The 23,300-nt window shown below is 70.9% G+C and carries 27 protein-coding genes; 13 read left to right on the top strand and 14 right to left on the bottom strand.

Going from position 1 to position 23,300, the window contains the following annotated elements:
- The first annotated feature begins 50 nt into the window (after positions 1-50).
- The 5 genes from VGR06_RS17580 to VGR06_RS17560 all read left to right on the top strand — a co-directional run bounded on the left by VGR06_RS17580 (position 51) and on the right by VGR06_RS17560 (position 4,900).
- The gene (locus VGR06_RS17580; RefSeq protein ID WP_327560161.1) at positions 51-1,022 is read left to right on the top strand and encodes an ABC transporter substrate-binding protein; all 972 of its coding nucleotides are present in this window, start codon (positions 51-53) and stop codon (positions 1,020-1,022) included.
- A complete protein-coding gene (locus tag VGR06_RS17575) occupies positions 1,012-2,037 on the top strand; it encodes a FecCD family ABC transporter permease (RefSeq protein ID WP_414637287.1) in 1,026 nt (341 codons plus the stop codon). The genes VGR06_RS17580 and VGR06_RS17575 overlap by 11 nt, the downstream gene beginning before the upstream one ends.
- A gap of 138 nt (positions 2,038-2,175) precedes the next feature.
- A complete protein-coding gene (locus VGR06_RS17570; protein ID WP_327560188.1) occupies positions 2,176-2,943 on the top strand; it encodes an ABC transporter ATP-binding protein in 768 nt (255 codons plus the stop codon).
- Positions 2,944-3,035: 92 nt separating this feature from the next.
- Positions 3,036-3,827: an SDR family oxidoreductase gene (locus tag VGR06_RS17565; RefSeq protein ID WP_327560159.1), complete on the top strand. Its 792-nt coding sequence runs from the start codon at positions 3,036-3,038 to the stop codon at positions 3,825-3,827.
- Positions 3,824-4,900: a diacylglycerol kinase gene (locus VGR06_RS17560; RefSeq protein ID WP_327560158.1), complete on the top strand. Its 1,077-nt coding sequence runs from the start codon at positions 3,824-3,826 to the stop codon at positions 4,898-4,900. Before VGR06_RS17565 ends, VGR06_RS17560 begins: the two co-directional genes overlap by 4 nt.
- Positions 4,901-4,958: 58 nt before the next feature.
- On the opposite strand, the gene lgt is transcribed toward VGR06_RS17560, so the two are convergent.
- From lgt to VGR06_RS17530, 6 genes are all read right to left on the bottom strand, one after another.
- Complete coding sequence (lgt, locus tag VGR06_RS17555) at positions 4,959-6,023, bottom strand: prolipoprotein diacylglyceryl transferase (protein WP_327560157.1); 1,065 nt, start codon at positions 6,021-6,023, stop codon at positions 4,959-4,961.
- Positions 6,024-6,059: 36 nt separating this feature from the next.
- Positions 6,060-6,854 (bottom strand): tryptophan synthase subunit alpha, encoded by a 795-nt coding sequence (gene trpA / locus VGR06_RS17550; protein ID WP_327560156.1) that lies wholly within the window; start codon positions 6,852-6,854, stop codon positions 6,060-6,062.
- Positions 6,851-8,089: a tryptophan synthase subunit beta gene (gene trpB, locus VGR06_RS17545; protein WP_327560187.1), complete on the bottom strand. Its 1,239-nt coding sequence runs from the start codon at positions 8,087-8,089 to the stop codon at positions 6,851-6,853. Before trpB ends, trpA begins: the two co-directional genes overlap by 4 nt.
- Entirely contained in the window at positions 8,068-8,877 is an 810-nt protein-coding gene (gene trpC / locus VGR06_RS17540) for an indole-3-glycerol phosphate synthase TrpC (protein ID WP_327560155.1), read from the bottom strand. Before trpC ends, trpB begins: the two co-directional genes overlap by 22 nt.
- A gap of 74 nt (positions 8,878-8,951) precedes the next feature.
- Positions 8,952-9,455, bottom strand: coding sequence for a Trp biosynthesis-associated membrane protein (locus VGR06_RS17535; RefSeq protein ID WP_327560154.1), 504 nt, complete (start codon positions 9,453-9,455; stop codon positions 8,952-8,954).
- Positions 9,452-10,987, bottom strand: a complete 1,536-nt coding sequence (locus VGR06_RS17530; RefSeq protein WP_327560186.1) for an anthranilate synthase component I — start codon at positions 10,985-10,987, stop codon at positions 9,452-9,454. Before VGR06_RS17530 ends, VGR06_RS17535 begins: the two co-directional genes overlap by 4 nt.
- 97 nt (positions 10,988-11,084) lie before the next feature.
- Here VGR06_RS17530 and VGR06_RS17525 point away from each other — a divergent pair, with 97 nt between their 5' ends.
- Positions 11,085-11,702 carry a TetR/AcrR family transcriptional regulator gene (locus VGR06_RS17525; RefSeq protein ID WP_327560153.1) on the top strand — a complete coding sequence of 206 codons (618 nt, stop codon included), beginning with the start codon at positions 11,085-11,087 and terminating at the stop codon, positions 11,700-11,702.
- On the opposite strand, the gene hisI is transcribed toward VGR06_RS17525, so the two are convergent.
- Together hisI and hisF are read right to left on the bottom strand one after the other, a co-directional pair.
- Positions 11,683-12,033 carry a phosphoribosyl-AMP cyclohydrolase gene (hisI, locus tag VGR06_RS17520; protein WP_327560152.1) on the bottom strand — a complete coding sequence of 117 codons (351 nt, stop codon included), beginning with the start codon at positions 12,031-12,033 and terminating at the stop codon, positions 11,683-11,685. The two genes, VGR06_RS17525 and hisI, sit on opposite strands and share 20 nt — an antisense overlap.
- Positions 12,024-12,788 carry an imidazole glycerol phosphate synthase subunit HisF gene (gene hisF / locus VGR06_RS17515; protein ID WP_327560151.1) on the bottom strand — a complete coding sequence of 255 codons (765 nt, stop codon included), beginning with the start codon at positions 12,786-12,788 and terminating at the stop codon, positions 12,024-12,026. The genes hisI and hisF overlap by 10 nt, the downstream gene beginning before the upstream one ends.
- A 25-nt stretch (positions 12,789-12,813) precedes the next feature.
- Here hisF and VGR06_RS17510 point away from each other — a divergent pair, with 25 nt between their 5' ends.
- From VGR06_RS17510 to VGR06_RS17495, 4 genes are read left to right on the top strand one after another with little or no spacing between them, the layout of a single operon-like run.
- Positions 12,814-13,383, top strand: a complete 570-nt coding sequence (locus VGR06_RS17510; protein ID WP_327560150.1) for a TetR family transcriptional regulator — start codon at positions 12,814-12,816, stop codon at positions 13,381-13,383.
- Between the two features lie 60 nt (positions 13,384-13,443).
- Positions 13,444-14,172: an ABC transporter ATP-binding protein gene (locus tag VGR06_RS17505; protein WP_327560149.1), complete on the top strand. Its 729-nt coding sequence runs from the start codon at positions 13,444-13,446 to the stop codon at positions 14,170-14,172.
- A complete protein-coding gene (locus VGR06_RS17500; RefSeq protein WP_327560148.1) occupies positions 14,169-14,903 on the top strand; it encodes an ABC transporter permease in 735 nt (244 codons plus the stop codon). Before VGR06_RS17505 ends, VGR06_RS17500 begins: the two co-directional genes overlap by 4 nt.
- Before the next feature lie 57 nt (positions 14,904-14,960).
- The gene (locus VGR06_RS17495; RefSeq protein WP_327560147.1) at positions 14,961-15,524 is read left to right on the top strand and encodes a Uma2 family endonuclease; all 564 of its coding nucleotides are present in this window, start codon (positions 14,961-14,963) and stop codon (positions 15,522-15,524) included.
- 55 nt (positions 15,525-15,579) lie between these two features.
- On the opposite strand, the gene VGR06_RS17490 is transcribed toward VGR06_RS17495, so the two are convergent.
- On the bottom strand, positions 15,580-16,245 hold the full coding sequence (locus VGR06_RS17490) for a response regulator transcription factor (RefSeq protein ID WP_327560146.1): 666 nt from the start codon (positions 16,243-16,245) through the stop codon (positions 15,580-15,582).
- Positions 16,242-17,390 carry a sensor histidine kinase gene (locus tag VGR06_RS17485; RefSeq protein WP_327560145.1) on the bottom strand — a complete coding sequence of 383 codons (1,149 nt, stop codon included), beginning with the start codon at positions 17,388-17,390 and terminating at the stop codon, positions 16,242-16,244. Before VGR06_RS17485 ends, VGR06_RS17490 begins: the two co-directional genes overlap by 4 nt.
- 113 nt (positions 17,391-17,503) lie before the next feature.
- Here VGR06_RS17485 and VGR06_RS17480 point away from each other — a divergent pair, with 113 nt between their 5' ends.
- The 3 genes from VGR06_RS17480 to VGR06_RS17470 are packed head-to-tail and all read left to right on the top strand — an operon-like array spanning position 17,504 to position 20,922.
- Positions 17,504-18,169 (top strand): ABC transporter ATP-binding protein, encoded by a 666-nt coding sequence (locus tag VGR06_RS17480; RefSeq protein WP_327560144.1) that lies wholly within the window; start codon positions 17,504-17,506, stop codon positions 18,167-18,169.
- The gene (locus VGR06_RS17475; RefSeq protein ID WP_327560143.1) at positions 18,166-20,532 is read left to right on the top strand and encodes an ABC transporter permease; all 2,367 of its coding nucleotides are present in this window, start codon (positions 18,166-18,168) and stop codon (positions 20,530-20,532) included. Before VGR06_RS17480 ends, VGR06_RS17475 begins: the two co-directional genes overlap by 4 nt.
- Before the next feature lie 9 nt (positions 20,533-20,541).
- On the top strand, positions 20,542-20,922 hold the full coding sequence (locus VGR06_RS17470) for a PPOX class F420-dependent oxidoreductase (protein WP_327560142.1): 381 nt from the start codon (positions 20,542-20,544) through the stop codon (positions 20,920-20,922).
- Positions 20,923-21,185: 263 nt separating this feature from the next.
- Here the strand turns inward: VGR06_RS17470 and VGR06_RS17465 are convergent, their stop codons facing one another.
- The 4 genes from VGR06_RS17465 to VGR06_RS17450 form a co-directional block, all read right to left on the bottom strand.
- Positions 21,186-21,488, bottom strand: coding sequence for a DUF6191 domain-containing protein (locus VGR06_RS17465; protein ID WP_327560141.1), 303 nt, complete (start codon positions 21,486-21,488; stop codon positions 21,186-21,188).
- Positions 21,485-22,213, bottom strand: coding sequence for a bifunctional 1-(5-phosphoribosyl)-5-((5-phosphoribosylamino)methylideneamino)imidazole-4-carboxamide isomerase/phosphoribosylanthranilate isomerase PriA (gene priA, locus VGR06_RS17460; protein ID WP_327560140.1), 729 nt, complete (start codon positions 22,211-22,213; stop codon positions 21,485-21,487). Before priA ends, VGR06_RS17465 begins: the two co-directional genes overlap by 4 nt.
- On the bottom strand, positions 22,210-22,425 hold the full coding sequence (locus VGR06_RS17455; protein ID WP_327560139.1) for a DUF397 domain-containing protein: 216 nt from the start codon (positions 22,423-22,425) through the stop codon (positions 22,210-22,212). The genes priA and VGR06_RS17455 overlap by 4 nt, the downstream gene beginning before the upstream one ends.
- Positions 22,422-23,300: helix-turn-helix transcriptional regulator (locus VGR06_RS17450; protein WP_327560138.1), on the bottom strand; the 879-nt coding region annotated here is incomplete at its 5' end. The genes VGR06_RS17455 and VGR06_RS17450, both read right to left, overlap by 4 nt.

Raw genomic sequence — 23,300 nt, 5'->3', positions numbered from 1 at the left:
GCCAGATCGACCACCGCCCCGCGTCCGAACCAACAATGATGAGGTGCGGAGTGTCCACCTTGTACACCCGGCCGGAGCGCGTGCGACGCCTGGCCGTGATCCTGCCTGTGCTCGGTGCGGTCGTGCTGGCCGGCTGTGCCAACCGGGAGGAGGCGGCGGCGCCGGTGCGCACGCCGGCGAGTCAGGCGGCGCAGGCGTTTCCGGTGCAGCTGACCCCGCCGGACGGCAAGCCGCTGGTGCTCAACCACCGGCCGGAGCGGATCGTGTCGCTGTCCGCCAGCACCACCGAGACGCTGTTCGCGATCGGTGCCGGCAAGCAGGTCGTCGCCGTCGACGACCACTCCGACTTCCCCAAGGACACGCCGAAGACGTCGCTGTCCGGGCTGACGCCGAACGTCGAGGCGATCGCCGGCTACCGGCCCGACCTGGTGATCGCGCAGTCGGACTCGAACGATCTCGTCGCGGGGATGGCGAAGCTGCACCAGCCGGTGCTGCTTCTGCCGTCCGCCAAGGCGTTTGACGACGTGCTGGATCAGTTCCGCTTGCTGGGCAAGGCAACCGGGCACGTCAAGGAGGCCGAGGAGCTGGTCAGCAGGACCACCGAGGACATTTCCAAGATCGTCGGCGAGGTGCCGAAGCCGGCGAAGACCCTGACGTACTACCACGAGCTGACCACCGAGCTGGACGCGGCGTCGTCGAGGACGTTCATCGGGCAGGTGTACGCGCTGTTCGGGTTGAGCAACATCGCGGACGCGGCGGACACGGTGAACTCCGGCTACCCGAAGCTGTCCGCGGAGCACGTGCTGCGGTCCAACCCCGATCTGATCTTCCTGGCGGACAGCAAATGCTGTGGGCAGAACGCTGCTGCGGTCGGCGCGCGGCCGGGCTGGCGCACGCTGAAGGCCGTGCAGGGCGGCAACGTGGTCGCGCTCGACGACGACCTGGCGTCGCGGTGGGGTCCGCGGATCGTGGACCTGGTGCGCTCGGTTGCCCAGGCGGTGACCAAGGCCAGTGCGGCCTAGCCGGTTGTCCCCCGTCACGCTGGTGGTGGCGGTGCTCGTGCTGCTCGTGGTTTCGGCCGGCGCGACGTTGATCGGCGCCGCCGGGCTGGGCTGGACGCGGGTGGCGCGCGAGGTCTTCGCCCAGCTGACCGGCGGCACCTCGCCGCTCTCCGCGCAGGAGGCGGCGATCATCTGGCAGCTGCGGGTGCCGCGGGTGGTGCTGGCCGGGCTGGTCGGCGCGGCGCTGGCCGTGGCCGGAGCGGCGTTCCAGGGCGTCTTCCGCAACCCGCTGGCGGATCCGTACCTGCTCGGCGCGGCGGCCGGGGCCGGGATGGCGGCGACGGTGGTCGTGGTGGCGGCGCCGGCGAGCACCGGGTGGGTGGTGGATCCGTTGCCGCTGGCCGCTTTCGCCGGTGCGCTGGGCGGGGTCGGGCTGAGCTGGCTGCTCGGGCGCTCGGCCGGGGGCGGGACCGCGGTGCTGCTGCTGGCCGGGATCGCGGTGGCGGCGTTCCTCACCGCGGTGCAGACGTTCGCGCAGCAGCTCAACACGGACACGATCCAGCAGGTGTACACCTGGATGCTCGGCGGGCTGACCACGGCCGGGTGGCACGACGTGCTGCTGACGTTGCCCTACATCGGAACCGCTGCCGTGGTGCTGTGCCTGGCCGCGCGGTTGCTGGACGTGCTGGCGGTGGGCGACGACGAGGCGGCCTCGCTCGGCGTCCGGCCCGGGCGGGTGCGGCTGGTGGTGCTGCTGGCCGCTTCGCTCGCCACGGCCGCGGCGGTGGCGGTGAGCGGGCTGATCGGGTTCGTCGGGATCGTGGTGCCGCACCTGGTCCGGCTGCTGGCCGGCGCGAGCTACCGGGTGGTGGTACCGCTCTCGCTGCTCGGCGGCGCGGCGTTCCTGATCGTCTCGGACGAGGTGGCGCGCACCGCGTTCGCCCCGGCCGAGCTGCCCATCGGGGTGATCACGGCGTTCGCCGGGGCGCCGTTCTTCGTGCTGGTGCTGCGGTTGAACCGGGGCCGGCTGCGATGACGCCCGCTATCGGAGCGGAGGCGAGGCCACGGTGCTGGTGTGAGTGAGGAGCAGCGCAGGTGCGAGGAACGAGCACCGAGCAGCGCACGAGCGAACGCCGGCACCTCCGCGTGGCCGAGCCGGAGCGACCATCCAGCGCTGGTGCTCCGCGGGGTGAGCGCCGGGTACGGCTCGGAGCGGGTGGTCTTCGATGTGAGCACCGCTCTCGAACCGGGCGGGTGGCTCGCCATCATCGGGCCGAACGGCGCCGGCAAGTCGACGCTGCTCAAGTCGATCATCGGGCTGGCCCGCAGCGACGGCGAGATCCTGGTGGGCGGCGTCCCCGCGAGCACGCTCGGCTCCCGGGCCCGCGCCCGAACGATCGGTTACGCGCCACAGGTTCCGGTCCTCCCCGAGGGCCTGACGGTCATTGACTACGCCCTGCTCGGCCGCACCCCGCACCTCGGCCCACTGGCCCGGGAAGGCCGCCGCGACCACGCCATCGTCGAGCAGGTGCTGGCCCGCCTGGACCTCGCCGACCTCGCCGGCCGCGTGCTGCGCACCCTGTCCGGCGGCGAGCGGCAGCGCGCGGTGCTGGCCCGGGTGCTCGCCCAGCAGGCCGGCCTGCTGCTGCTCGACGAGCCCACCACGGGCCTCGACATCGGCCACGCCCAGGCCCTGCTCGACCTCGTCGACCGGCTGCGCACCGAGGACGGCACCACCGTGCTGAGCACCCTGCACGACCTCACCTTCGCCGCCCAGTACGCCGATCGCCTGCTGCTGCTCGACGCCGGCCGCGTCGCCGCCGCCGGAACCCCGGCCGAGGTCCTCACCCGGGAGAACGTGCTCCGCCACTACAGCGCCGAGGTCGAGGTGCTCACCACGACCCGCGGCCAACTCGTCGTCGCCCCTACCCGGCCCAGATAACCGACTTGTCGTGGGTACTTCCCGCGACTGGTGACACCTGTCGTGGGAAGTACCCGCGACAAGTCGCAAATAGAACCTGTTACTGTTCGCGGGTGATTCTGGATCTGTTCGCTATCAAGGACAAAGTGGCCGTCGTGACCGGAGCGGGGCGCGGAATCGGGGCGGCGACGGCGGTCGCGCTGGCCGAGGCCGGGGCCGACGTGGTGATCTCGTCGCGGACCGAGACCGACCTGCGCGAGGTGGCGAAGCGGGTCGAGGACGCCGGCCGGCGGGCGCTGGTGGTGCCGGCCGATCTGTCCGAACTGGACGCGGTGGCCGGGCTGGCCACGGCCGCGGACGGCGAGTTCGGGCGGCTGGACATCGTGGTGAACAACGTGGGCGGGACGTACCCGCGGCCGTTTCTGGAGACCGAGGTCGACTTCCTGGAGGAGGCGTTCCGGTTCAACGTGGGCACGGCGCACGCGTTGACGAAGGCCGCGGTGCCGGTCATGCTCCGCGGCGGCGGCGGGTCGGTGGTCAACATCTCCTCGGTGATGGGGCGGGTGAGCGGGCGCGGCTTCCTGGCCTACGGCACGGCGAAGGCGGCGCTGGCGCATTTCACCGAACTGGCCGCGTTCGACCTCGCGCCGCGGATCCGGGTGAACGCGATCGCGGTCGGCTCGGTCGCCACGTCGGCGCTGGACATCGTGCTCACCAACGAGGAGATCCGGACGCGGATGGAGCAGGCGACGCCGCTGAAGAAGATCGGGGACGCGCGGGAGATCGCGGCCACGGTGCTGTTCCTGGTGTCGGCCGCGGGCGGGTTCGTCACCGGCAAGGTGCTCGAGGTGGACGGCGGCACCCAGGCGCCCAACCTCGACCTCGGCCTCCCGGACCTTTCATGACCAACTACGGCGTGGTGCAGTGGAGCACCGGAAACGTCGGGCGGCACGCGATCGCCGGCATCGACGCCCGGCCGGACCTGTCGCTGACCGGTGTCTGGGTGTCCACTTCGGACAAAGTAGGCCGGGACGCCGGCGACCTGGCCGGATTGGGCCGCGACCTCGGCGTGACCGCCACCAACGACGCCGCCGCGCTGCTCGCCCTGAAGCCCGACTGCATCGTCTACACGGCGATGGCCGACGACCGGCTGGGCGAGGCGATGGAGGACCTGGCCGGGTTCCTCCGCGCCGGGATCAACGTCGTCTCCAGTTCCCCGGTGTTCCTCCAGTTCCCGTCCGGGGTGCTGCCCGACGAGGCCGTCGAGCCGCTTCGAGCCGCCGCGCTCGAGGGTGGCGCCTCGCTCTGGGTCAACGGCGTCGACCCCGGCTTCGCGAACGACTGGCTCCCCCTGGTCCTCACCGGCGTCTGCGAGCGCATCGACGAGGTGCGCTGCCTGGAGATCCTCGACTACAGCACCTACGACAACGCCAAGGTCCTGTTCGAGATCATGGGCTTCGGCAAACCCTTGGCGGACAAGCCATTGCTGCTCCAACCCGGCATCCTGTCCCTCGCCTGGGGCAGTGTGGTCAGACAACTGGCCGCCGGCCTCGGCGTCACCCTCGACCGCGTCGAGGAGTCCTACGAACGCCTTCCGGCGCCCGAGACCTTCGACATCGACTCCGGCACCATCGAGGAGGGCACCGCCGCCGCACTCCGCTTCGAAGTCCGCGGCATGGTCGGCGATCGCGCGGTCTGCGTGCTCGAACACGTCACCCGCCTGCGCCCCGACCTCGGCCCCGACTGGCCCCAACCCGCCGGCCAGGGCTGCTACCGCGTGGTGGTCACCGGCGAGCCCAACTACACCCTCGACCTCCAACTCCTCGGCTCCGACGGCGACCACAACACCGCGGGGTTGAAGGCCACCGCCATGCGCCTGGTCAACGCCATCCCCGCCGTCGTGGAGGCAGGGCCGGGCCTGCTGACCGCCCTCGACCTACCGCTGATCACCGGCCGCGGGTTGATCAACCTGGCCTGAACGTCGAACTCAGCGTCCCGAACGTCGAACTCAGTTGCTGGAGCGTCGAACTCGCGGGCTAGTCGTCCTTGGCCGTCGGTTCGGCGGGCTTGTCGTCCTCGTCGGGTTTGCCGGCGGGGACGTTGGCCGGTTCGTCCTCGGCTGAGGGCTCCTTCTCCTCGGCGTCCTCGTCCTCCGGTTCGGATTCGTCGGCCGGTTCGGCCGGTTCGGCCCCTTCGGTTTCGTCCGGTTCGGCGGTGAGGGCGGCGAGGTCCTCGCGTTCGCCGAGGCGTTGGGCGTAGATGAAGTAGGCGACGGCGGCGAGGAAGACGATGATCGAGACCCAGACGTTGATGCGGACACCGAAGATGTGCCGGGCGGTGTCGGTGCGCATGAGCTCGATCCAGGTGCGGCCGGCGGTGTAGCCGGCGACGTAGAGGGCGAAGGCGCGGCCGTGGCCGAGCCGGAACCTGCGGTCGGCCCAGATGACGAGGGCGGCAACGGCGAGGTTCCAGAGCAGCTCGTAGAGGAACGTGGGGTGCACCGGGCTGCCGACGATCTGCTCGTGGTCGGCGGCCGCGACGCCGCCGAGCGGATCCTCGATGCCGGCGTCGTTGAACCGCTTGTAGATCTCCAGTCCCCACGGCAGATCCGTGTGGCCGCCGTACAGCTCCTGGTTGAAGTAGTTGCCGATGCGGCCGATGGCCTGGGCGACCACGATCCCCGGCGCCACCGCGTCGGCGAACGCGGGCAGCGGGACGCCCCGGCGGCGGCAGCCGATCAGCGCGCCGACCGCGCCGAGCGCGATGGCACCCCAGATGCCCAGCCCGCCGTCCCAGATCTTCAACGCGTCCAGCGGGTTCTTGCCCTCGCCGAAGTACCGGTCGTAGTCGGTGATCACGTGGTAGAGCCGGCCACCGACCAGCCCGAACGGCACGGCGTACACCGCGACGTCGATCACCGTGCCGGCCTGGCCACCGCGCGCCACCAACCGGCGCTCGCCCCACCAGATCGCCACGATGATGCCCACGATGATGCACAGGGCGTAGGCCCGGATCGGGATCGGGCCGAGATGCCAGACGCCCCGGTCGGGGCTCGGAAAACTGGCCAGGAACACACTGGAGGCAGTCACCACGGCGCTCACCGTAATGGGCGACACAATCCGGGTTGCGGGCGGGGCTTACCCCTGCGGAACGGCCGGCCGCCGCACGCCCGCCGCCAGCTCAAACGTGAGCTGGCGAAGCGCTTCGACGCCGTCCGGGACCCGCGAGACCAGGGCCGAGCCGACGATCACCGCGTCGGCGAACCCGGCGATCTCCGCGGCCTGCTCTCCCGACCGCACCCCCAGCCCGACCCCGACCGGCAGGTCGGTGTGCGCCCGGGCGCGGGCGACCAGGCCCGCGGCGGCGGTGCCGACCGTGTCCCGGGCCCCGGTGACGCCCATGACCGCGCTGGCGTACAGGAATCCGGTCGTGGCGTCGGCGGTCCGGACGATGCGCTCCTCGGTGGAGGACGGCGCGATCAGGAAGATCCGGTCGAGCCCGTGCGTGTCCGAGGCGGCGATCCAGTCGTCGGCCTCGTCCGGGATCAGGTCCGGGGTGATCAGGCCGAGCCCGCCGGCCGCGGCCAGGTCCCGGGCGAACGCGTCGACCCCGTAGCGGTGCACCGGGTTCCAGTAGGTCATCACGACCGCCCGGCCGCCGGCCGAGGACACGCCCTCCACCACGCGGAACAGGTCGCGCAGCCGGAAACCGCCGCGCAGCGCCACATCCGCGGCCGCCTGGATGACCGGGCCGTCGATCACCGGGTCCGAGTACGGCACCCCGACCTCGACCAGGTCGGCGCCCGCGTCGATCAGCTGTCGAAGCGCTTCGATGGAGTCGTCAACCGTCGGGTAGCCAGCCGGGAGGTAACCGACGAGGGCGGCGCGGCCCTCGGCGCGGGTGGCGGCGAAGAGTGGATCAAGCCGGCTCATCGCAACTCCTCACCGGCGAAGCCGAAGTACGCCGCCGCGGTGTCCATGTCCTTGTCCCCCCGGCCGGAGAGGTTCACCAGGATCAGCCCGTCCGGGCCGAGCTCCCGGCCGAGCACGAGCGCGCCGGCCAGGGCGTGCGCCGACTCGATGGCCGGGATGATCCCCTCGGTGCGGGACAGCAACTGGAACGCCGCCATCGCCTCGTCGTCGGTGACCGACCGGTACTCGGCGCGCCCGATGTCCTTGAGCCAGGCGTGCTCGGGGCCGACCCCGGGGTAGTCCAGCCCGGCGGAGATCGAGTACGCCTCGATGGTCTGCCCGTCGTCGTCCTGCAGCAGGTAGGACAGCGCGCCGTGGAGCATGCCCGGGCTGCCCTCGGACAGCGTCGCGCCGTGCTCGCCGGACTCGATGCCGTGCCCGCCGGGCTCCAGCCCGACCAGGCGCACGGCCGGGTCTTCGAGGAACCCGTGGAAGATCCCGATGGCGTTCGAGCCGCCGCCGACGCAGGCCGCGACCACGTCCGGCAGCCGCCCGGCCTGCTCCAGGATCTGCGCGCGCGCCTCGCTGCCGATGATCTTGTGGAAGTTGCGCACCATCATCGGGAACGGGTGCCCGCCGGCCGCCGTACCGAGCAGGTAGTGCGTGCTGTCCACATTGGCCACCCAGTCGCGGAGCGCCTCGTTGATGGCGTCCTTGAGCGTCCGCGAGCCGGAGGTCACCGGGATCACCTCGGCGCCGAGCAGCCGCATCCGGACCACGTTCAGCGCCTGCCGCTTGGTGTCCACCTCGCCCATGTAGACCACGCAGTCCAGGCCGAGCAGCGCGCACGCGGTCGCGGTGGCCACGCCGTGCTGGCCGGCGCCGGTCTCCGCGATCACCCGCTGCTTGCCCATCCGCTTGGTGAGCAGCGCCTGACCCAGCACGTTGTTGATCTTGTGCGAGCCGGTGTGGTTGAGGTCCTCACGCTTGAGGAACACCCGGGCGCCACCGGCGTGCGCGGCGAACCGGGGCGCCTCGGTGAGCAGCGACGGCCGGCCCGCGTAGTCCTTGAGCAGCCGGGCCAGTTCGCCGGTGAACTCCGGGTCGACGCGGGCCTTGTCGTACTCCGCGGCCAGCTCGTCCAGCGCGGCGATCAGCGCCTCGGGCAGGAACCGGCCGCCGTACGGGCCGAAGTGGCCCCTGGGATCCGGGCCGTGCTTGTCGTCGTCCCCACTCACCGGCTCGGCCTCGGGCAGGCCGGGTGTGAGCCGGCCGTTACCAGCTGGATCAGCGCGGCCTTCGGGTCCTCGCTGGCCACCAGCCCCTCGCCGACCAGCACGGCGTCCGCGCCGGCACCGGCGTAGGCCATCAGGTCGCCCGGCCCGCGCACGCCGGACTCGGCGATCTTCACGGTCTCGAACGGAAGGCCGGGTGCAATCCGGCCGAACACGTCCCGGTCCACCTCGAGGGTGTGCAGGTCGCGGGCGTTGACGCCGATCACCTTCGCGCCGGCCTCGAGCGCGCGGTCGGCCTCCTCGGCGGTGTGCACCTCGACCAGCGCGGACATGCCCAGCGACTCGACCCGGTCCAGCAGGGCCACCAGCGCGTTCTGCTCCAGCGCGGCCACGATCAGCAGCACCAGGTCGGCGCCGTGCAGCCGGGCCTCGTGCACCTGGTACGGGCTGACGATGAAGTCCTTACGCAGCAACGGAACGTCCACCACGGCGCGGACCGCGTCGAAGTCGGCCAGCGAGCCGCCGAAGCGCCGCTGCTCGGTGAGCACGCTGATCACCCGCGCGCCCGCGTCGGCGTAGTCCTTGGCCAGCGCCGCCGGGTCGGCGATCAGCGCCAGGTCGCCCTTGGAGGGGCTGCGGCGCTTGACTTCCGCGACGACCCCGATGTCGGCGGCCCGCAGCGCACTGATCGCGTCGCGCGGCGGCGGGGCCTTGGCGGCGAGCTCCTTGATTTTCTCGAACGGAAGAGCCGACTCGCGCGCCGCGAGATCCTCCCGCACGCCTTCGATGATCGACTCGAGAACACTCACCACAAGCACTTGCCCCTTCCCGCCGAATGGGATGCTAGCCCTGCGCCACAAGGCAGTTCCGCACCGGGTCCGGGTCAACGTTCCCCGGTAGTGGGATCATCACCCTGCGACAGCGACCGCCAGAGATCACCATCCGGATCCCGCGCCCCGCGCCGGTCGCCCGGCGCCCGGTAACTCGCCCCCAACCGCGGCATCCGGTCACCGAACCAGACCAGCAGCCCGCCCGCGAGCATCACCAGAGCCCCGCTCAAGAGCGCGAGAAGTCGGCCCCACGAAAGGGAAACCGGCCCGCTCAGCACACCGGCCACGATCGCGGCCACCCCGGCCGCCACCAGCACCACCCCCACCAACCGCCGCGCCCACCCTCCGGTCGCCACCGACGCCGCCACCCCGGCCAGCGCCAGCACGGCAATTGCCCCTAGGGGAGCGACATCCGCCCCCGTCCGCCCCACCGTGGTCGCCACGTCCGTCCCAGCCCGCACCCGCGACTCGGTGACCCACGTCAACCGCGATGCCCCCCACAACCCCACCGCCCCCACCAGCAACGCCCCCACCGCGATCCACAGTGGACGCCTCACGGAGCACCGGCGGGGTGCATGGTTGCGGCGGTGGCGATGGCGGCGAGGACGGCGCCGGCTTTGTTGACGCACTCGGTGTCCTCGTAGATCGGGTCGGAGTCGGCCACGATGCCGGCGCCCGCTTGCACGTAGGCGATGCCGTCGCGGATGAGGGCGGTGCGGATGGCGATGGCGGTGTCGCCGTCGCCGGCGAAGTCGAGGTAGCCGACCACGCCGCCGTAGAGGCCGCGCCGGGTGGGCTCGAGCTCCTCGATCAGCTCCATGGCGCGGGGCTTGGGGGCGCCGGAGAGGGTGCCGGCGGGGAAGCAGGCGGCCACCGCGTCGTACGCGGTCATGCCGGCGGCGAGCTCGCCGGTCACGGTGGACACGATGTGCATCACGTGGCTGTAGCGCTCGACCCGGAAGAAGTCGACCACGTGCACGGTCCCCGGTTTGCACACCCGGCCGAGGTCGTTGCGGCCCAGGTCGACCAGCATGACGTGCTCGGCGCGCTCCTTCTCGTCGGCCAGCAGGTCCTTCTCCAGCAGCGCGTCCTCCTCGGGATCGGCGCTGCGCCAACGGGTTCCGGCGATCGGGTGGGTGGTGGCCCGGCCGTCCCGCACGGTCACCAGCGACTCCGGGCTGGACCCGACGATGTCGAATCCGTCCAGCCGCAGCAGGTACATGTACGGGCTGGGGTTGGTGGTGCGCAGCACCCGGTAGATGTCCAGCGGGTCGGCCCGGGTCGCCATCTCGAACCGTTGCGACAGCACTACCTGGAACGCCTCCCCGGCGCGGATCGCCTCCTTTGCGGCGCGCACCGCGGAGCAGAACTCGTCGCGGTCGCGCCGGCGCAGGTACTCCGGGTGCGGCCGGGCGAACACCGCGACGGTCGCCTCGGCCGGGGTCTGCAGCCCGTGGGTCATCGCGTCCAGCCGGCGCACCGCGTCGTCATAGGCGGCGTCGACCCGCTCGGGCGAGTTGTCCCAGTTCACCGCGTTGGCGATGAGCGTGATCGTGCCCTCGTGGTGGTCCAGCGCGGCGAGGTCGGTGGCGAACAGCATGATCAGCTCGGGCAGCCGCAGGTCGTCCTCGGCGAGCGTGGGCAGCCGCTCGAGCCGGCGCACCGCGTCGTAGCCGATGAAGCCGACCATGCCGCCGGTGAGCGGGGGCAGCCCGGGCAGCGGGTCGGTGTGCAGGAGTTGGACGGTCTCGCGCAGCGCCTGCAGCGGGTCACCGGTCATCGGCAGGCCGACCGGCGGCGTGCCGGTCCAGCGCGCCTCGCCGCCGTCCGCGGTGAGCGCCGCCGGGCTGTGCACGCCCACGAACGACCAGCGCGACCAGGACCGGCCGTTCTCCGCGGACTCGAACAGGAACGTCCCAGGGCGCCCGGCGGCGAGCTTGCGGTACACGCCGACCGGCGTCTCGGCGTCGGCGAGCACCCGGCGGACCACCGGGATGACCCGCCGGTCGGCGGCGAGCGCGTGGAACTCCTCGCGGGTGGGGCTGACCGCGCCCATCCCGGCCGGCCGCGCGAGAGCGGCCTCGACCATGACCATGCGTGTCATTGTGCCGTGCGGCCCGTTGAGTCCCGCACGAGTAAATTCATTCAACGTTGAAAATCCTTGCCTGACGGGTCATGATGGACGCGTGACCGAGACCGTGGAGCAAGCCAAGGGCCGGCGGCGCGGGCGGCGGCCCGGCGGCACGGACACCAGATCCGCGCTGCTGGAGGCGGCCAGGGGGGTGTTCGCCGAGCAGGGCTACGACGGCGCCACGGTGCGCGCGATCGCCACCCGGGCCGGGGTGGACGCGGCCATGGTCAACCATTGGTTCGGCAGCAAGGAGGGTCTGTTCGTGCAGGCCGTGCTGCAGCTGCCGTTCCAGCCGGAGGAGCTGATCAGCCGGATCGCCGCGGGCCCGCCGGAGACCATGGGCGAACGCATCGTGCGGACGTTCCTGACGATCTGGGACTCCACCGGCGGCGGCCATTTCACCGCGCTCATCCGCAGCGTGTCCAGCCACGAGCAGGCGGCCCACATGCTGCACGACTTCTTCGTCAAGCAGGTGTTCTCCAAGATCGCCGGCGCGGTGGCCGCCGACGACCGGCCGCTGCTCCGGGGCAGCCTGGTGGGCTCGCAGATGGTGGGGCTGGGCATCGCCCGCTACGTCCTGAAGTTTGAGCCGATGGCGTCCGCCGACGTGGCGACGATCGTCGCCGCGGTGGCGCCGAACGTGCAGCGGTACCTCACCGGGGATCTGGACTGAGCAACACGTCGGCGTCGAAGCAGGTCCGGTCGCCCGTATGGCACGCCGCGCCGGCCTGATCGACGATCAGCAGCACGGTGTCCCCGTCGCAGTCCAGGCGGACCTCGTGCACCTGCTGGGTGTGCCCGGAAGTCTCGCCCTTGACCCAGATCTTGTTGCGGCTGCGGGAGAAATACGTGCCGCGGCGGGTGGTCAGGGTCAGCTCCAGCGCCTCGTCGTTCATCCAGGCGACCATGAGCACCTCACCGGTGCCGCGCTGCTGGGCGACCGCGCACACCAGCCCGTCGGCGTTGCGCTTCAACCGGGCGGCCAGCGCCGGGTCTAGGGCCACCGGACCTCCACCCCCGCCTTGTCCAGCGCCCCCTTGACCTCACCGATCCTCAACTGTCCGAAGTGGAAGACACTGGCCGCGAGCACCGCGTCGGCGCCCGCGGAGACGGCCGGGGCGAAGTGCTCCACCGCGCCGGCGCCGCCGCTGGCGATCAGCGGGACGTCCACCTCGGCGCGCACCAGCTCGATCAGCTCCAGGTCGAACCCGGCCTTGGTGCCGTCCGCGTCCATGGAGTTGAGCAGGATCTCCCCCACCCCGAGCTCCTGCCCGCGCGCCGCCCAGCCGACCGCGTCGATCCCGGTGCCACGCCGCCCGCCGTGTGTGGTCACCTCGAACCACCCGCCGCCGGGCACCCGCCGCGCGTCCACCGAGAGCACCACGCACTGCGAGCCGAACCGTTGCGCCGCCTCGCGAAGCAGCTCCGGCCGCTCGATCGCGGCGGTGTTGACGCTCACCTTGTCCGCCCCGGCCCGCAGCAGCCTGTCCACATCGGACTCACTGCGCACGCCGCCGCCCACGGTCAGCGGGATGAACACCTGCTCGGCGGTGCGCCGCACCACGTCGAACATGGTCTCCCGGTCCGAAGAGGACGCGGTGACGTCCAGAAAGGTCAGCTCGTCGGCGCCCTCGGCGTCATAGACCGCGGCGAGCTCCACCGGGTCACCGGCGTCCCGGAGGTTGGTGAAGTTGACGCCCTTCACCACCCGGCCGGCGTCGACGTCGAGACACGGGATCACCCGAACCGCTACTGGCATGCCGCCGAGGGTAATACTGGCTGGCATGGCGCGTACGGGCCGCCGGCCGGGACAGACGGAGACGCGGGAGGACATCCTCGCGGCCGCGCGCAACCAGTTCGGCGAGCGCGGCTACGACGGCGCGACGATCCGCGGGATCGCCGCCGAGGCCGGGGTGAACCCCGCGCTGGTGCACCATTTCTTCGGCAGCAAGGAGCAGGTGTTCGCCGCCGCGCTGGATCTGCCGATCGACCCGGCGGCCGTCCTCGCCGTGGTCCTCGACGGCCCCCGCGATTCCGTCGGCGAGCGCATCCTGCGCCTGTTCATCTCGCTGTGGCGGGAACCGGCCACCCGCACACCGTTCCTGGCCCTGGTGCGCTCGGTGTCCACCAACGCGCAGGCCGCCGCCATGATGCGGCAGTTCATCGAGCGGGTGATGCTGGCCCGGGTGGCCGACGCGCTCGGCGTGCCGAAACTCCGGCTGACCGCCCTGATCTCACACGTCATGGGCATCGCGATGATGCGCTACATCGTCGGCGTCGAGCCCATCGCCTCGGCCGGCGAGGATGAGCTCGTCGCCCTGGTGGCGCCGGTGCTCCAGCAGTACATCGACTGAGTCCGCCGTCACCGAACTTCCCGCTTGACGAGACATCTCAACGGGCGCAGAATTAAACACATGACTAATTCCTCCGCCATCGTGGTCGAAGGGCTCGACGTCCGCCGAGGCGGGCGCGAGGTCCTCAGATCGGTCAGCTTCTCCGTGCCGAAAGGCCAGGTCACCGGCCTGCTCGGGCCGAGCGGGTGCGGCAAGACGACGCTCATGCGGGCGATCGTCGGCGTGCAGATCGTGGCCGGCGGCTCGGTCACCGTGCTCGACCAGCCGGCCGGCAGCCCCCCGCTGCGCAGCCGGATCGGCTACGCCACCCAGAGCCCGTCGATCTACGCCGACCTCACCGTCGCCGAGAACCTGCGCTACTTCGCCTCGATCCTGCACGCCCCCGCCGGCGACGTGCAGCGCGTGATCACCGAGGTCGACCTCCGCGCCCACGCCGACAAGCTGGTCTCCCAGCTCTCCGGCGGCCAGCGCAGCCGCGCCAACCTCGCCGTGGCCCTGCTGGGTTCACCCGAGTTGCTCGTCCTCGACGAACCCACCGTCGGCCTCGACCCGGTGCTCCGCGACGACCTCTGGACCCTGTTCCACGGCCTGGCCGCCCGCGGCGTGACCCTGCTGGTGTCCAGCCACGTCATGGACGAAGCCGCCCGCTGCCAGCGCCTGCTGCTCATGCGCGAGGGCCGCGTCCTCGCCGACGACACCCCGGACGGCCTCCGCGGCGCCACCGGAACCCCCGACCTGGAGCAGGCGTTCCTGCACCTGATCCGTTCACAGAAAGTCGTAGCGTCATGAACCCCACCCTGACCCTCGCCACCGCCCGCCGGATCCTCTCCCAGCTCCGCCACGACCCGCGCACGGTCGTGATGCTGGTCCTGGTCCCCTCCCTGCTCATGGTCCTGCTGCGCTACGTCTTCAACTCCCCCTTGATCTTCTCCCGGGTCGCCCCGGCCCTGCTCGGCGTGTTCCCGTTCCTGATCATGTTCCTGATCACCTCGGTGACCACCCTGCGCGAGCGCACCACGACCACATTGGAGCGCCTCATGACGCTCCCCATCGGCAAGCTCGACGTGCTCTTCGGCTACGCCCTCGCCTTCGGATCGGTGGCCGTCGTCCAGGTCGCCGTCGCCGCCGGCATCAGCGTCACCTGGCTCGGCCTGGAAGTCTCCGGTTCACTGTGGACACTCCTGCTCATCGCGGTCCTCGACGCCCTCCTCGGCATGGCCCTCGGCCTGTTCGTCAGCGCCTTCGCCACCTCCGAGTTCCAGGCCATCCAGTTCATGCCGCTGTTCGTCCTTCCCCAGATCCTGCTGTGCGGGTTGTTCGTCCCCCGCGGCGACATGGGCTGGCTCCTCAACTGGCTCTCCAACGTGATGCCGCTGTCCTACGCCGTGGACGCGCTCTCCCACGTCACCCGCAGCACCACCTTCGACGCCACCCTCACCCGCAACCTGCTCATCGTCGCCGCCTGCGCCATCGCCGCCCTCATCCTCGGCGCCGCCACCCTCCGCAGGAGGACACCCTGAGAAGTGAGCTAGTACAGTCTGAACTTGCCAGTTCATAGTCCGAGGTCAGGGGCCACGATGACGGCGTTGCCCGAGTGGATGGTCGGCGGCTTGACCGCCGCCGACTACGATGCGCTGCCCGAGGAGATCTGCCACCAGATCGAGGTCGTTGATGGACAAGTCGTTGTGAGCCCGAGTCCACGCCGCCCCCACCAGCGAGTCGTGCAGCGCCTCGTGAACATTCTCGATGCGGCGTGCGACCCGGAATTCACAGCCGTCATCGATGTGGATCTTCGCCTGCGGGATGTCCCTCTACTCAACCGCCGGCCAGATATCGTCGTATACAACTCGGCCATCCCCAGCGACGAGGTGCTGCGCCCTCAGCATTGCCTGCTAGTGGTGGAAGTTATGTCTCCGGGATCGGTCAGCACCGACCGAACCGACAAGCCAGCGGAATATGCGACCGCCGGAATCAATCATTTCTGGCGCCTCGAGTTCGACGCCGGCGAGCGCAAACTGACCGTTTTCCGCTACCGGCTGGATCCGACGACTCGGGTCTACACCTCCGCCGGCATGAGCACCGGCAAGATGGTCGTCAGCGATCCTTTCGAGGTTTCGGTGGATCTCGACGAGTTGATGTAGAGCTCATTTGGAACTCGGACGCGAACTGAATTTGCGAGGGCGCTTGCCAGGCTGGTCAGCGATGGCCATGGGCGAGGCCGGTTTCGTAGGCGATGACGACGAGTTGGGCGCGGTCGTGGGCGTTGAGTTTGGTCATCGTGCGGTTGATGTGGGTCTTGACCGTGGCGGGGCTCAGGACCAGGTGAACGGCGATGGCGTCGTTGGACAGGCCTGCGGCGACGAGGGTGAGGATTTCGCGTTCGCGGGGGGTGAGGGTGGCCAGGCGCTCCGGGGTGGCGGAGAGCAGGTGATCCGGATGCGAAAGGTAGCGGGCGATCAGGGCCTTGGTGGCGGTGGGTGAGAGGAGGGACTCACCGGCGGCGATGGTGCGGATGGCCGACAGCAGCTCTTCGGGGCCGGCGCTTTTGCCGAGGAAGCCGCTGGCGCCGGCGCGGAGCGCGCGGAACACGTATTCGTCGATTTCGAACGTGGTGAGGATCAGGACGCGGACGCCGGCGAGGTCGTCGTCCGCGGTGATCATGGACGTGGCGGTGATGCCGTCGACATCGGGCATGCGGATGTCCATCAGCACGATGTCGGCGCGGGTGACCCGGGCCAGTTCCACGGCGGCGGCGCCGGTTCCGGCCTCGCCGACCACCTCGAGGTCGGGAGCGGAGTCGACGAGGACCTTGAAGCCGGCGCGCATCAGGACCTGGTCGTCGGCCAGCAGAACCCGGATCATGCGGTGGCCCAGGGCAGAACGGCGGTGACCCGGAAGCCGCCACCCGGGCGCGGACCGGCCCGCAGGCGGCCACCGACGGCCGCAACCCGTTCCCGCATACCCGCGATGCCATGCCCGCCACCGTCCTTGTGCGACACAGCGGAACCGTTGTCCTCCACCAGGATCCGCAATGCGCGCGGCGTGTAGCCGAGCTCGACCCGGGCCGCCGCGCAGCCCGAATGCTTGCGCACGTTGGTCAGCGACTCCTGGATCACCCGGTACGCGGTGGTGCCGAGGGCCGTCGGGACAGGTCTTTCCGCGCCGGACACGGTGTGCGCCACGCGCAGTCCGGACCGGGTGAAGGACGTGATCAGCTCCGGCAGCCGGTCGAGCCCGTGCGTCGGCTGGACCGGCGCCGCGGGCTCGTCGGGAGCGCGGAGCAACCCGATGGTGTCCCGCAGGTCGTCCAGCGCGGCCCGGCTGGCCTGCTGGACGTGGTCGAGCGCTTCGCCGGCGACCGCCGGTTGCGAGGTCAGCACGTGCCCGGCGACCCCGGCCTGCACGCTGATCAACGCGATGTGGTGGCCCAGCACGTCGTGCAGGTCGCGGGCGATGCGCAGGCGCTCCTCGGTGACCCGGCGCCGCGCCTCGGCCTCCCGCGACACCTCGGCGTGCCGGGCCCGGGCCTCGACCTCGGCCAGGTACGCGCGCCGGTTGCGGGTGGCGTCCCCGGCCGCGATGGCCAGCCCGCCGAGCGCCGCCAGCGCGAGGTTCCCCGGCCCGTACACCGACGACGGCCGCAACACCAGGTGCACCAACGAAACCGCGACCACGGCGAGCACCCCGATGGTCAGCGACGTGCGCCGGCCGACCCGGTCGGCCACGGTGTACAGCGCGATCAGCGGCGCGGCCAGGACCAGCTCGGTGGACGCGGACACCGCCAGGTACGCCTCCGCGCCGGTGATCGTCACCGCGAGCACCGGGAACGGGAACCGCCGCCGCAGCGCCAGCGCGCCGCAGGTCGTCGCCGCGGTCACCAGGCCGAACGGGGACAGGTGACCGCCCAGGTACCCCGGACCGTGCACCGTGGTCAGCACGGTGACGGCGAACAGGTGCGCCGCGATGGCGAGGTCCACCGCGACCGGGTGCCGGCGCAGCCCATGCATGCGCCCACGGTAGACACCGGGACGCCAGCGACCCATACCGCGAGCGCGGTACATCCGAATGCCCGCGCCGGGGCGACGACAGCACACCGGCCGGCCGGCCAGGGTGAGCGGCCATGAACGCCATCGCGGTTCGCGCCGCCACCAAGACCTATGGCCAGGTCACCGCCCTCGACGCGGTGGACGTGGAGATCGCCCCCGGAGAGTTCGTGGGGATCGTAGGACGATCCGGCAGTGGGAAGACCACATTGTTGAACATTCTGGCCGGGATCGACCGCCCGACCAGCGGCGAGGTGGTGGTGGCCGGCACCGCGGTGCAGCAGCTGTCCGAGTCGGACCTCGCGGAGTGGCGCGGCCGCACGGTCGGCCTGGTCTTCCAGTTCTTCCAGTTGCTGCCCACGCTGACGGTGCTGGAGAACGTGCTGCTGCCGATGGACTTCGCCGGCCGCATCCCGGCCCGCGCCCGCCGCGACCGCGCCCTGGACCTGCTCGCCCGGTTCGGCATCGACGACCAGGCCGGCAAGTTCCCGGCCATGCTGTCCGGCGGTCAGCAGCAGCGGGCCGCGATCGCCCGGGCACTGGCCAACGACCCACCGGTGCTGCTGGCCGACGAGCCCACCGGCAACCTCGACTCGGCCACCGGGACCGCGGTGCTGGAGCTCTTCGCCGAGCTGAACGACGAGGGCCGGACGATCGTCGTGGTCACCCACGAGCGCGACATCGCCAAGTACGTCGCCCGCCAGGTGTCGCTTGTGGACGGACGAGTGGCGGTGGACCGGTGACCCGGCTGCTGCTCGTCAAGCTGCTGCGCGACCTCCGCAGCACCAGGGCGCGGATCCTGATCATGATCGTCGCGATCGGGATCAGCCTCACCGCGTTCAGCGCGATCCTTTACACCAGAACGATTGTGGACCGCGAGATCACCCGCAGCTACCTGGCCACCAACCCGGCCTCGGCCACGATCCGGCTCGACGGCACCCTCGACCCGGCCCGGCTCGCCGACGTCCGCACCCGGCCCGGGGTGACCGGCGCGGCGCTGCGCACCCAGTTCGACGCCCGGTTCCGCACCGGCGACAGCTGGTCCGAGTATCCACTTCAGACATTCGGGTACGCCCCCGACGATCCGCTGCGGGTGGCGACGTTCGCCGTGGAGCGGGGAGCCTGGCCGCCACCGGCGGACGGCATCCTGCTGGAACGGCTGGCACTGGACGTGCTCGGCGTCAAGGTCGGCGACACCATCACCGTCCAGCCCCGCGGCGGGCGGCCCGCCACCCTGCGGATCACCGGCGTGGTGCACGACCCGGGCCTCGCGCCGGCCAGCAACGAGGCCAAGGGTTACGGCTACGTGTCCACGAACGCGTTGGCACGCCTCGGACTGCGGCCCGACCTGAACGAGCTGAAGATCACCGTGGCGAGCCAGGACCGGGCCACGGTCGAGTCCGTCGCCCGGGACGTCGCGGCGTCGCTTCCGGTCCGGGTCGAGCAGATCCAGGTGCCGCCGCCGGGCGAGCATCCGCACCAGGGCCAGATGAACGCGATCCTGTCCATGGTGCTGATGTTCGGTGCGTTGTCGTTGCTGCTCAGCGCGTTGCTGGTGGCGACGATGCTGAACAGCCTGCTGAGCCGGCAGATCCCGCAGATCGGCATCCTCAAGGCGGTCGGCGCGCGCTCGGGCCGGGTCGTCCAGCTCTACCTGATCATGGTCCTGCTGGTCGCCACGGCCGCCACCGCCGTCGGGTTCCCGCTGGGCATCCTGCTCGGCCGCCCGTACTCGCGGCTGCTCGCCGACCGCATGCTGAACATGGACGTGGCCAGCACCTCCGTCCCGCCCGGGCAGTACGCCCTGGTGCTCGCCACCGGGCTGCTCCTCCCAGTGATCATGGCGTTGGTGCCGCTGGTCCGGGCCGGTCGGGTCACCGTCCGGCAGGCCATCGACCACGACGGCACCCCCCGCGGGAAGCCCGCGCAGCGCTGGCTGGGCCGGCTCCGCGGACTGGACCGCGGCCTGCTTCTGGCTCTGCGCAACATGTTCCGCCGCCGGGGCCGGCTGATCCTGGCGATCGGGCTGCTGGCCGGCGCGGGCACGCTGTTCACCGGCGCGCTGAACACGTTGGAGAGCATCCGCGGGCTGGTCGACAACGCCACCGCCGAGCACCGGGTCAACGCCCAGCTCAGCCTCGGTGCGCCGGCGCCGGCCGGGGACCTGACCCGGGCGCTGGCCGGGCTGCCCGGCGCGACCCGCGTCGAGGCCTGGCGGGCGATGCCGGTCACCGGCCACCGGGACGGTCAGGTCGACCTCGCGCGGACCTACCCCGACCAGGGCCACGGCAGCTTCCGGCTGGCCGCGGTGCCGCCGGACACGACGATGCTGAACCTGCCGCTCGTCGACGGCCGGTGGCTGCGGCCGGACGACGTGGACGCGATCGTGCTGAACCAGTCGCAGCAGGTCAACGGCGTCAAGCCGAAGGTCGGCGACACCGTGGAGCTGTCGTTGTCCGGACGGCCGGTCCGGTGGCGGGTGGTCGGGATCGAGCGCGAGGTGTTCGCGCTGGCGACGGCGTACGTCTCGCCGGCCGGGCTGGCGCGGGCGACCGGCGACGATCGGGCCAACCAGGTGCAGGTCCGCGGCGACCGGCCCGGGATCGCCGCGGACGCCGAGCGGGCGCTGGTGGCCGCCGGTTTCCGGGTGGACTCGGCGCAGCCCTCGACCCGGTACGCGGCGGTGGTCGACGGCCACGTGTACGCCATGATCGGCGTCGTCACCGCGATCGCGGTGGTGCTCGGGCTGGTGGGCTTCATCGGGCTCGGCTCCACGATGAGCACCAGCGTGCTGGAACGCACCCGCGAGTTCGGCGTGCTGCACGCGATCGGGGTGCGGCCGCGGGCGGTGCGCCGGATCGTGGTGCTGGAAGGCCTGTTCGTCGCGCTGGCCAGCCTGGTCGTCACGGCGCTGCCGGCCGCGGTGCTCACCGCCGTGCTGCGTTCCCGGCTCAGCGAACGGTTCCTCCCCTTGCCGCTGCGCGTTTCCTGGCTCGCCATCGTGATCTGGGCCGGTGCGGTGCTCCTCGGCGCGACCCTCGCGACGCTGGCTCCGGCGTACCGCGCCTCCCGCCTCACGGTGCGCGAAGCCCTCGCCTACGCGTAGGTTTCCGCCATGGCATCCGACCTGGACCGGCTCGCGGCCGGAAAGTACGTGCTGGTGACGACGTTCCGGAAGAACGGGACGCCGGTGCCGACGCCGGTCTGGGTCGTCCGCGACGGCGACGAGGTGGCCATCTGGACGGCCGCGAACACCGGCAAGGTCAAGCGGATCCGCAACAACGGCGCGGTGGAGCTGGCCGAGTGCGACCTCCGCGGCAGACCCCGTGGCGCCGCGGTCAAGGGAACGGCCCGGATCCTCGACGAGGCGGGCTCCGAGCGCGTCCGGCGCCTGATCAAGGCCAAGTTCGGCGTCATCGGGTGGGTGTCGGTGCTCGGCAGCACGATCAGGCGAGGCAGGAAGGGCACCGTGGGGATCTCGATCAACCTGGCCTAGCTGATGCCCTGAAGGTGACCTTCAGGACGTTCAACGCCCTGAAGGACGCCTTCAGGGCATGTAGGCCGGACAGCGGTTCCGGGTCGAACTAGGGGACCGCCACAATCGGGGTCATACCGAGCGGAGGAGGAGGCGGCCATGTCGGTGCGGCGGCTCGTGGTGGCGGTGGCGTGTGCGTTGAGCTTGGGGGTTGTGATGCTGCCGGCGGGTATCGAGGGGTCCGGGGTGCCGGTGGCGGGTATTCAGGGCTCCGGGCTGGTGTCTCAGTAGTCGCCGGAGGCGTCGGGGCGTAGGTGCACGACCCGGCGGTCGAGGTCGATACCGAGCCAGGGTGGGGCGCCGTCGGAGTCTTCTTCGCGGAGAAGGGACTGGGAGGCGCGGTTGTCGAGCTCCTGGCGTTTGGAGCCGTAGAAGGTTGCCGTGAACTCGTCGATGAAGGTGGCGGAGAGCGGCGTGCCGGTTCGGCGTTGGCGCTTGCTTCGGCGGAGCTCGTAGAGGGCGACGGCGACGAGAAGTATTACCCAGCCGGGGATGCTGAGGGAGAGGATGAGTTCGGGGGTGCTCATACCGCGGCCAGGGCTTGGGGAAGGGTGAACTGGCCGGTGTAGAGGGCTTTGCCGATGATGGCGCCTTCGACGCCGAGGGGGGCGAGCGCGGCGAGGTTGTTCAGGTCGTCGAGGGTGGACACGCCGCCGGAGGCGATCACCGGGGACGGGGTGCGGGCGCAGATCTCGCGGAGCAGCGTCAGGTTGGGGCCGGTGAGGGTGCCGTCGCGGGAGACGTCGGTGACGACGTAGCGGGGGCAGCCTTCGGCGTTGAGGCGGTCCAGGGTGGACCACAGGTCGCCGCCGTCCTGGGTCCAGCCACGGGCGGCGAGGCGGTGGTTGCCCTCGGTGATGCGGACGTCGAGGCCGACGGCGATCTTCTCGCCGTGGGTGGCGATGGCACGGGCGCACCACTCGGGGTTCTCCAGGGCGGCGGTGCCGAGGTTCACCCGGGCGCAGCCGGTGGCCAGGGCGGCGGCGAGCGACTCGTCGTCCCGGATGCCGCCGGAGAGCTCGACCTGGACGTCGAGGCGGCCGACCAGCTCGGCCATGAGCTCGCGGTTCGACCCACGGCCGAACGCCGCGTCAAGATCGACGAGATGGATCCACTCGGCGCCGCCGGCCTGCCAGTCGTGGGCCGCGTCCCACGGGTCGCCGTAGAACGTCTCGGTGCCGGCCGCACCCTGAACCAGGCGGACAGCCTTGCCGTCCGCCACGTCCACCGCTGGGAGAAGGTAGAACGTCACCCCTGCAGGTTAGCCATCAACCCCCGCCACCCGTCGACCGGGAAGTTGATCGAGGGCCCGGTGTTCTTGGAGTCACGCACAGCGACCCGAAGATCAGCCCTGCCAACCTCGACGCATGCATCCCCGTTCGCGCTGAAGCTGCTCTTCCGCCAACCCACCTCGACACACTCATCGCCGCTAGCGCTGAAGCTGCTCTTCCGCCATTCGATCATGATTCACCCGACTCGTAGAGTTCGACCGCCACGTTGCCAATCACCTCCCTCGATTGTCCCTCATCAAGGGCAATCTCATCGAGGGACTTCAAGATGCGCCGGTAGGCGGCGATCTCGTCCGGCAACTCCAGGAACAGGCTGGACGTCTCGCTGTCCAGGTACGCCACGGGCTTGAACTCAGCGAACTCCATCAATTTGAACGAACCGGCACAGCCCGGGTGGGCACCGATGGCCGCCGGCAACACGCGCAAGATCACGTTCGGCCGCACGGACATGCGCAGCAGCTCGTGCAGTTGCTCCGACATCACCCCGGCGCCACCGACCGGGAGTCGCAGCACGAACTCGTGAATGAAGAAGGTGAACTTCGGCGGGTGCTGGCGGGTGAATATGCTCTTGCGGGCGATATTGGCCGACACCCGGTCTTCGACCTCATCGTCGGGAACGGCGCCCGAGGCTGTGATCACCGCGCGCGCGTAGGTCCCGGTCTGGAGCAGACCCGGCACCAGGGTGGACTGATACTCAGCAATGGACACGGCCTTGGTCTCGTGGTCGATCAGGGTCGTCAGCTGCACCGGCAGATGGGCGCCGTGCTGCTGGAACCAGCTTCGGATGTACTGGTCCTTGCACAACTTCAGCAGGCGCTCGCGTTCCTTGCCGGTGACTCCGCAAATTGCCAGAAATGCCGACACATCCGCTTCGGTTCCCCCGCGAGTGCCGGCCATCAACCGGGATACCCTGCTGTCCGACCAGCCCAGTTTGCCAGCAATCTCCCTTCCACTCATCCCAGCCTGCTGCATTGCCTTCCGCAGTCCTTCTCCCAGTTCTCGGCTGCGTACTGTCGGTGTACGATCTCGCATGGCGGGGAAGCTAAGCCA

It is taken from the genome of Actinophytocola sp. (genome assembly GCF_036002505.1).
In the GTDB taxonomy this organism is placed as follows: Bacteria; Actinomycetota; Actinomycetes; order Mycobacteriales; family Pseudonocardiaceae; genus DASYTH01.
The sequence above is the reverse complement of the archived record's forward strand: the minus strand, read 5'-3'. Positions and strand labels throughout refer to the sequence as shown.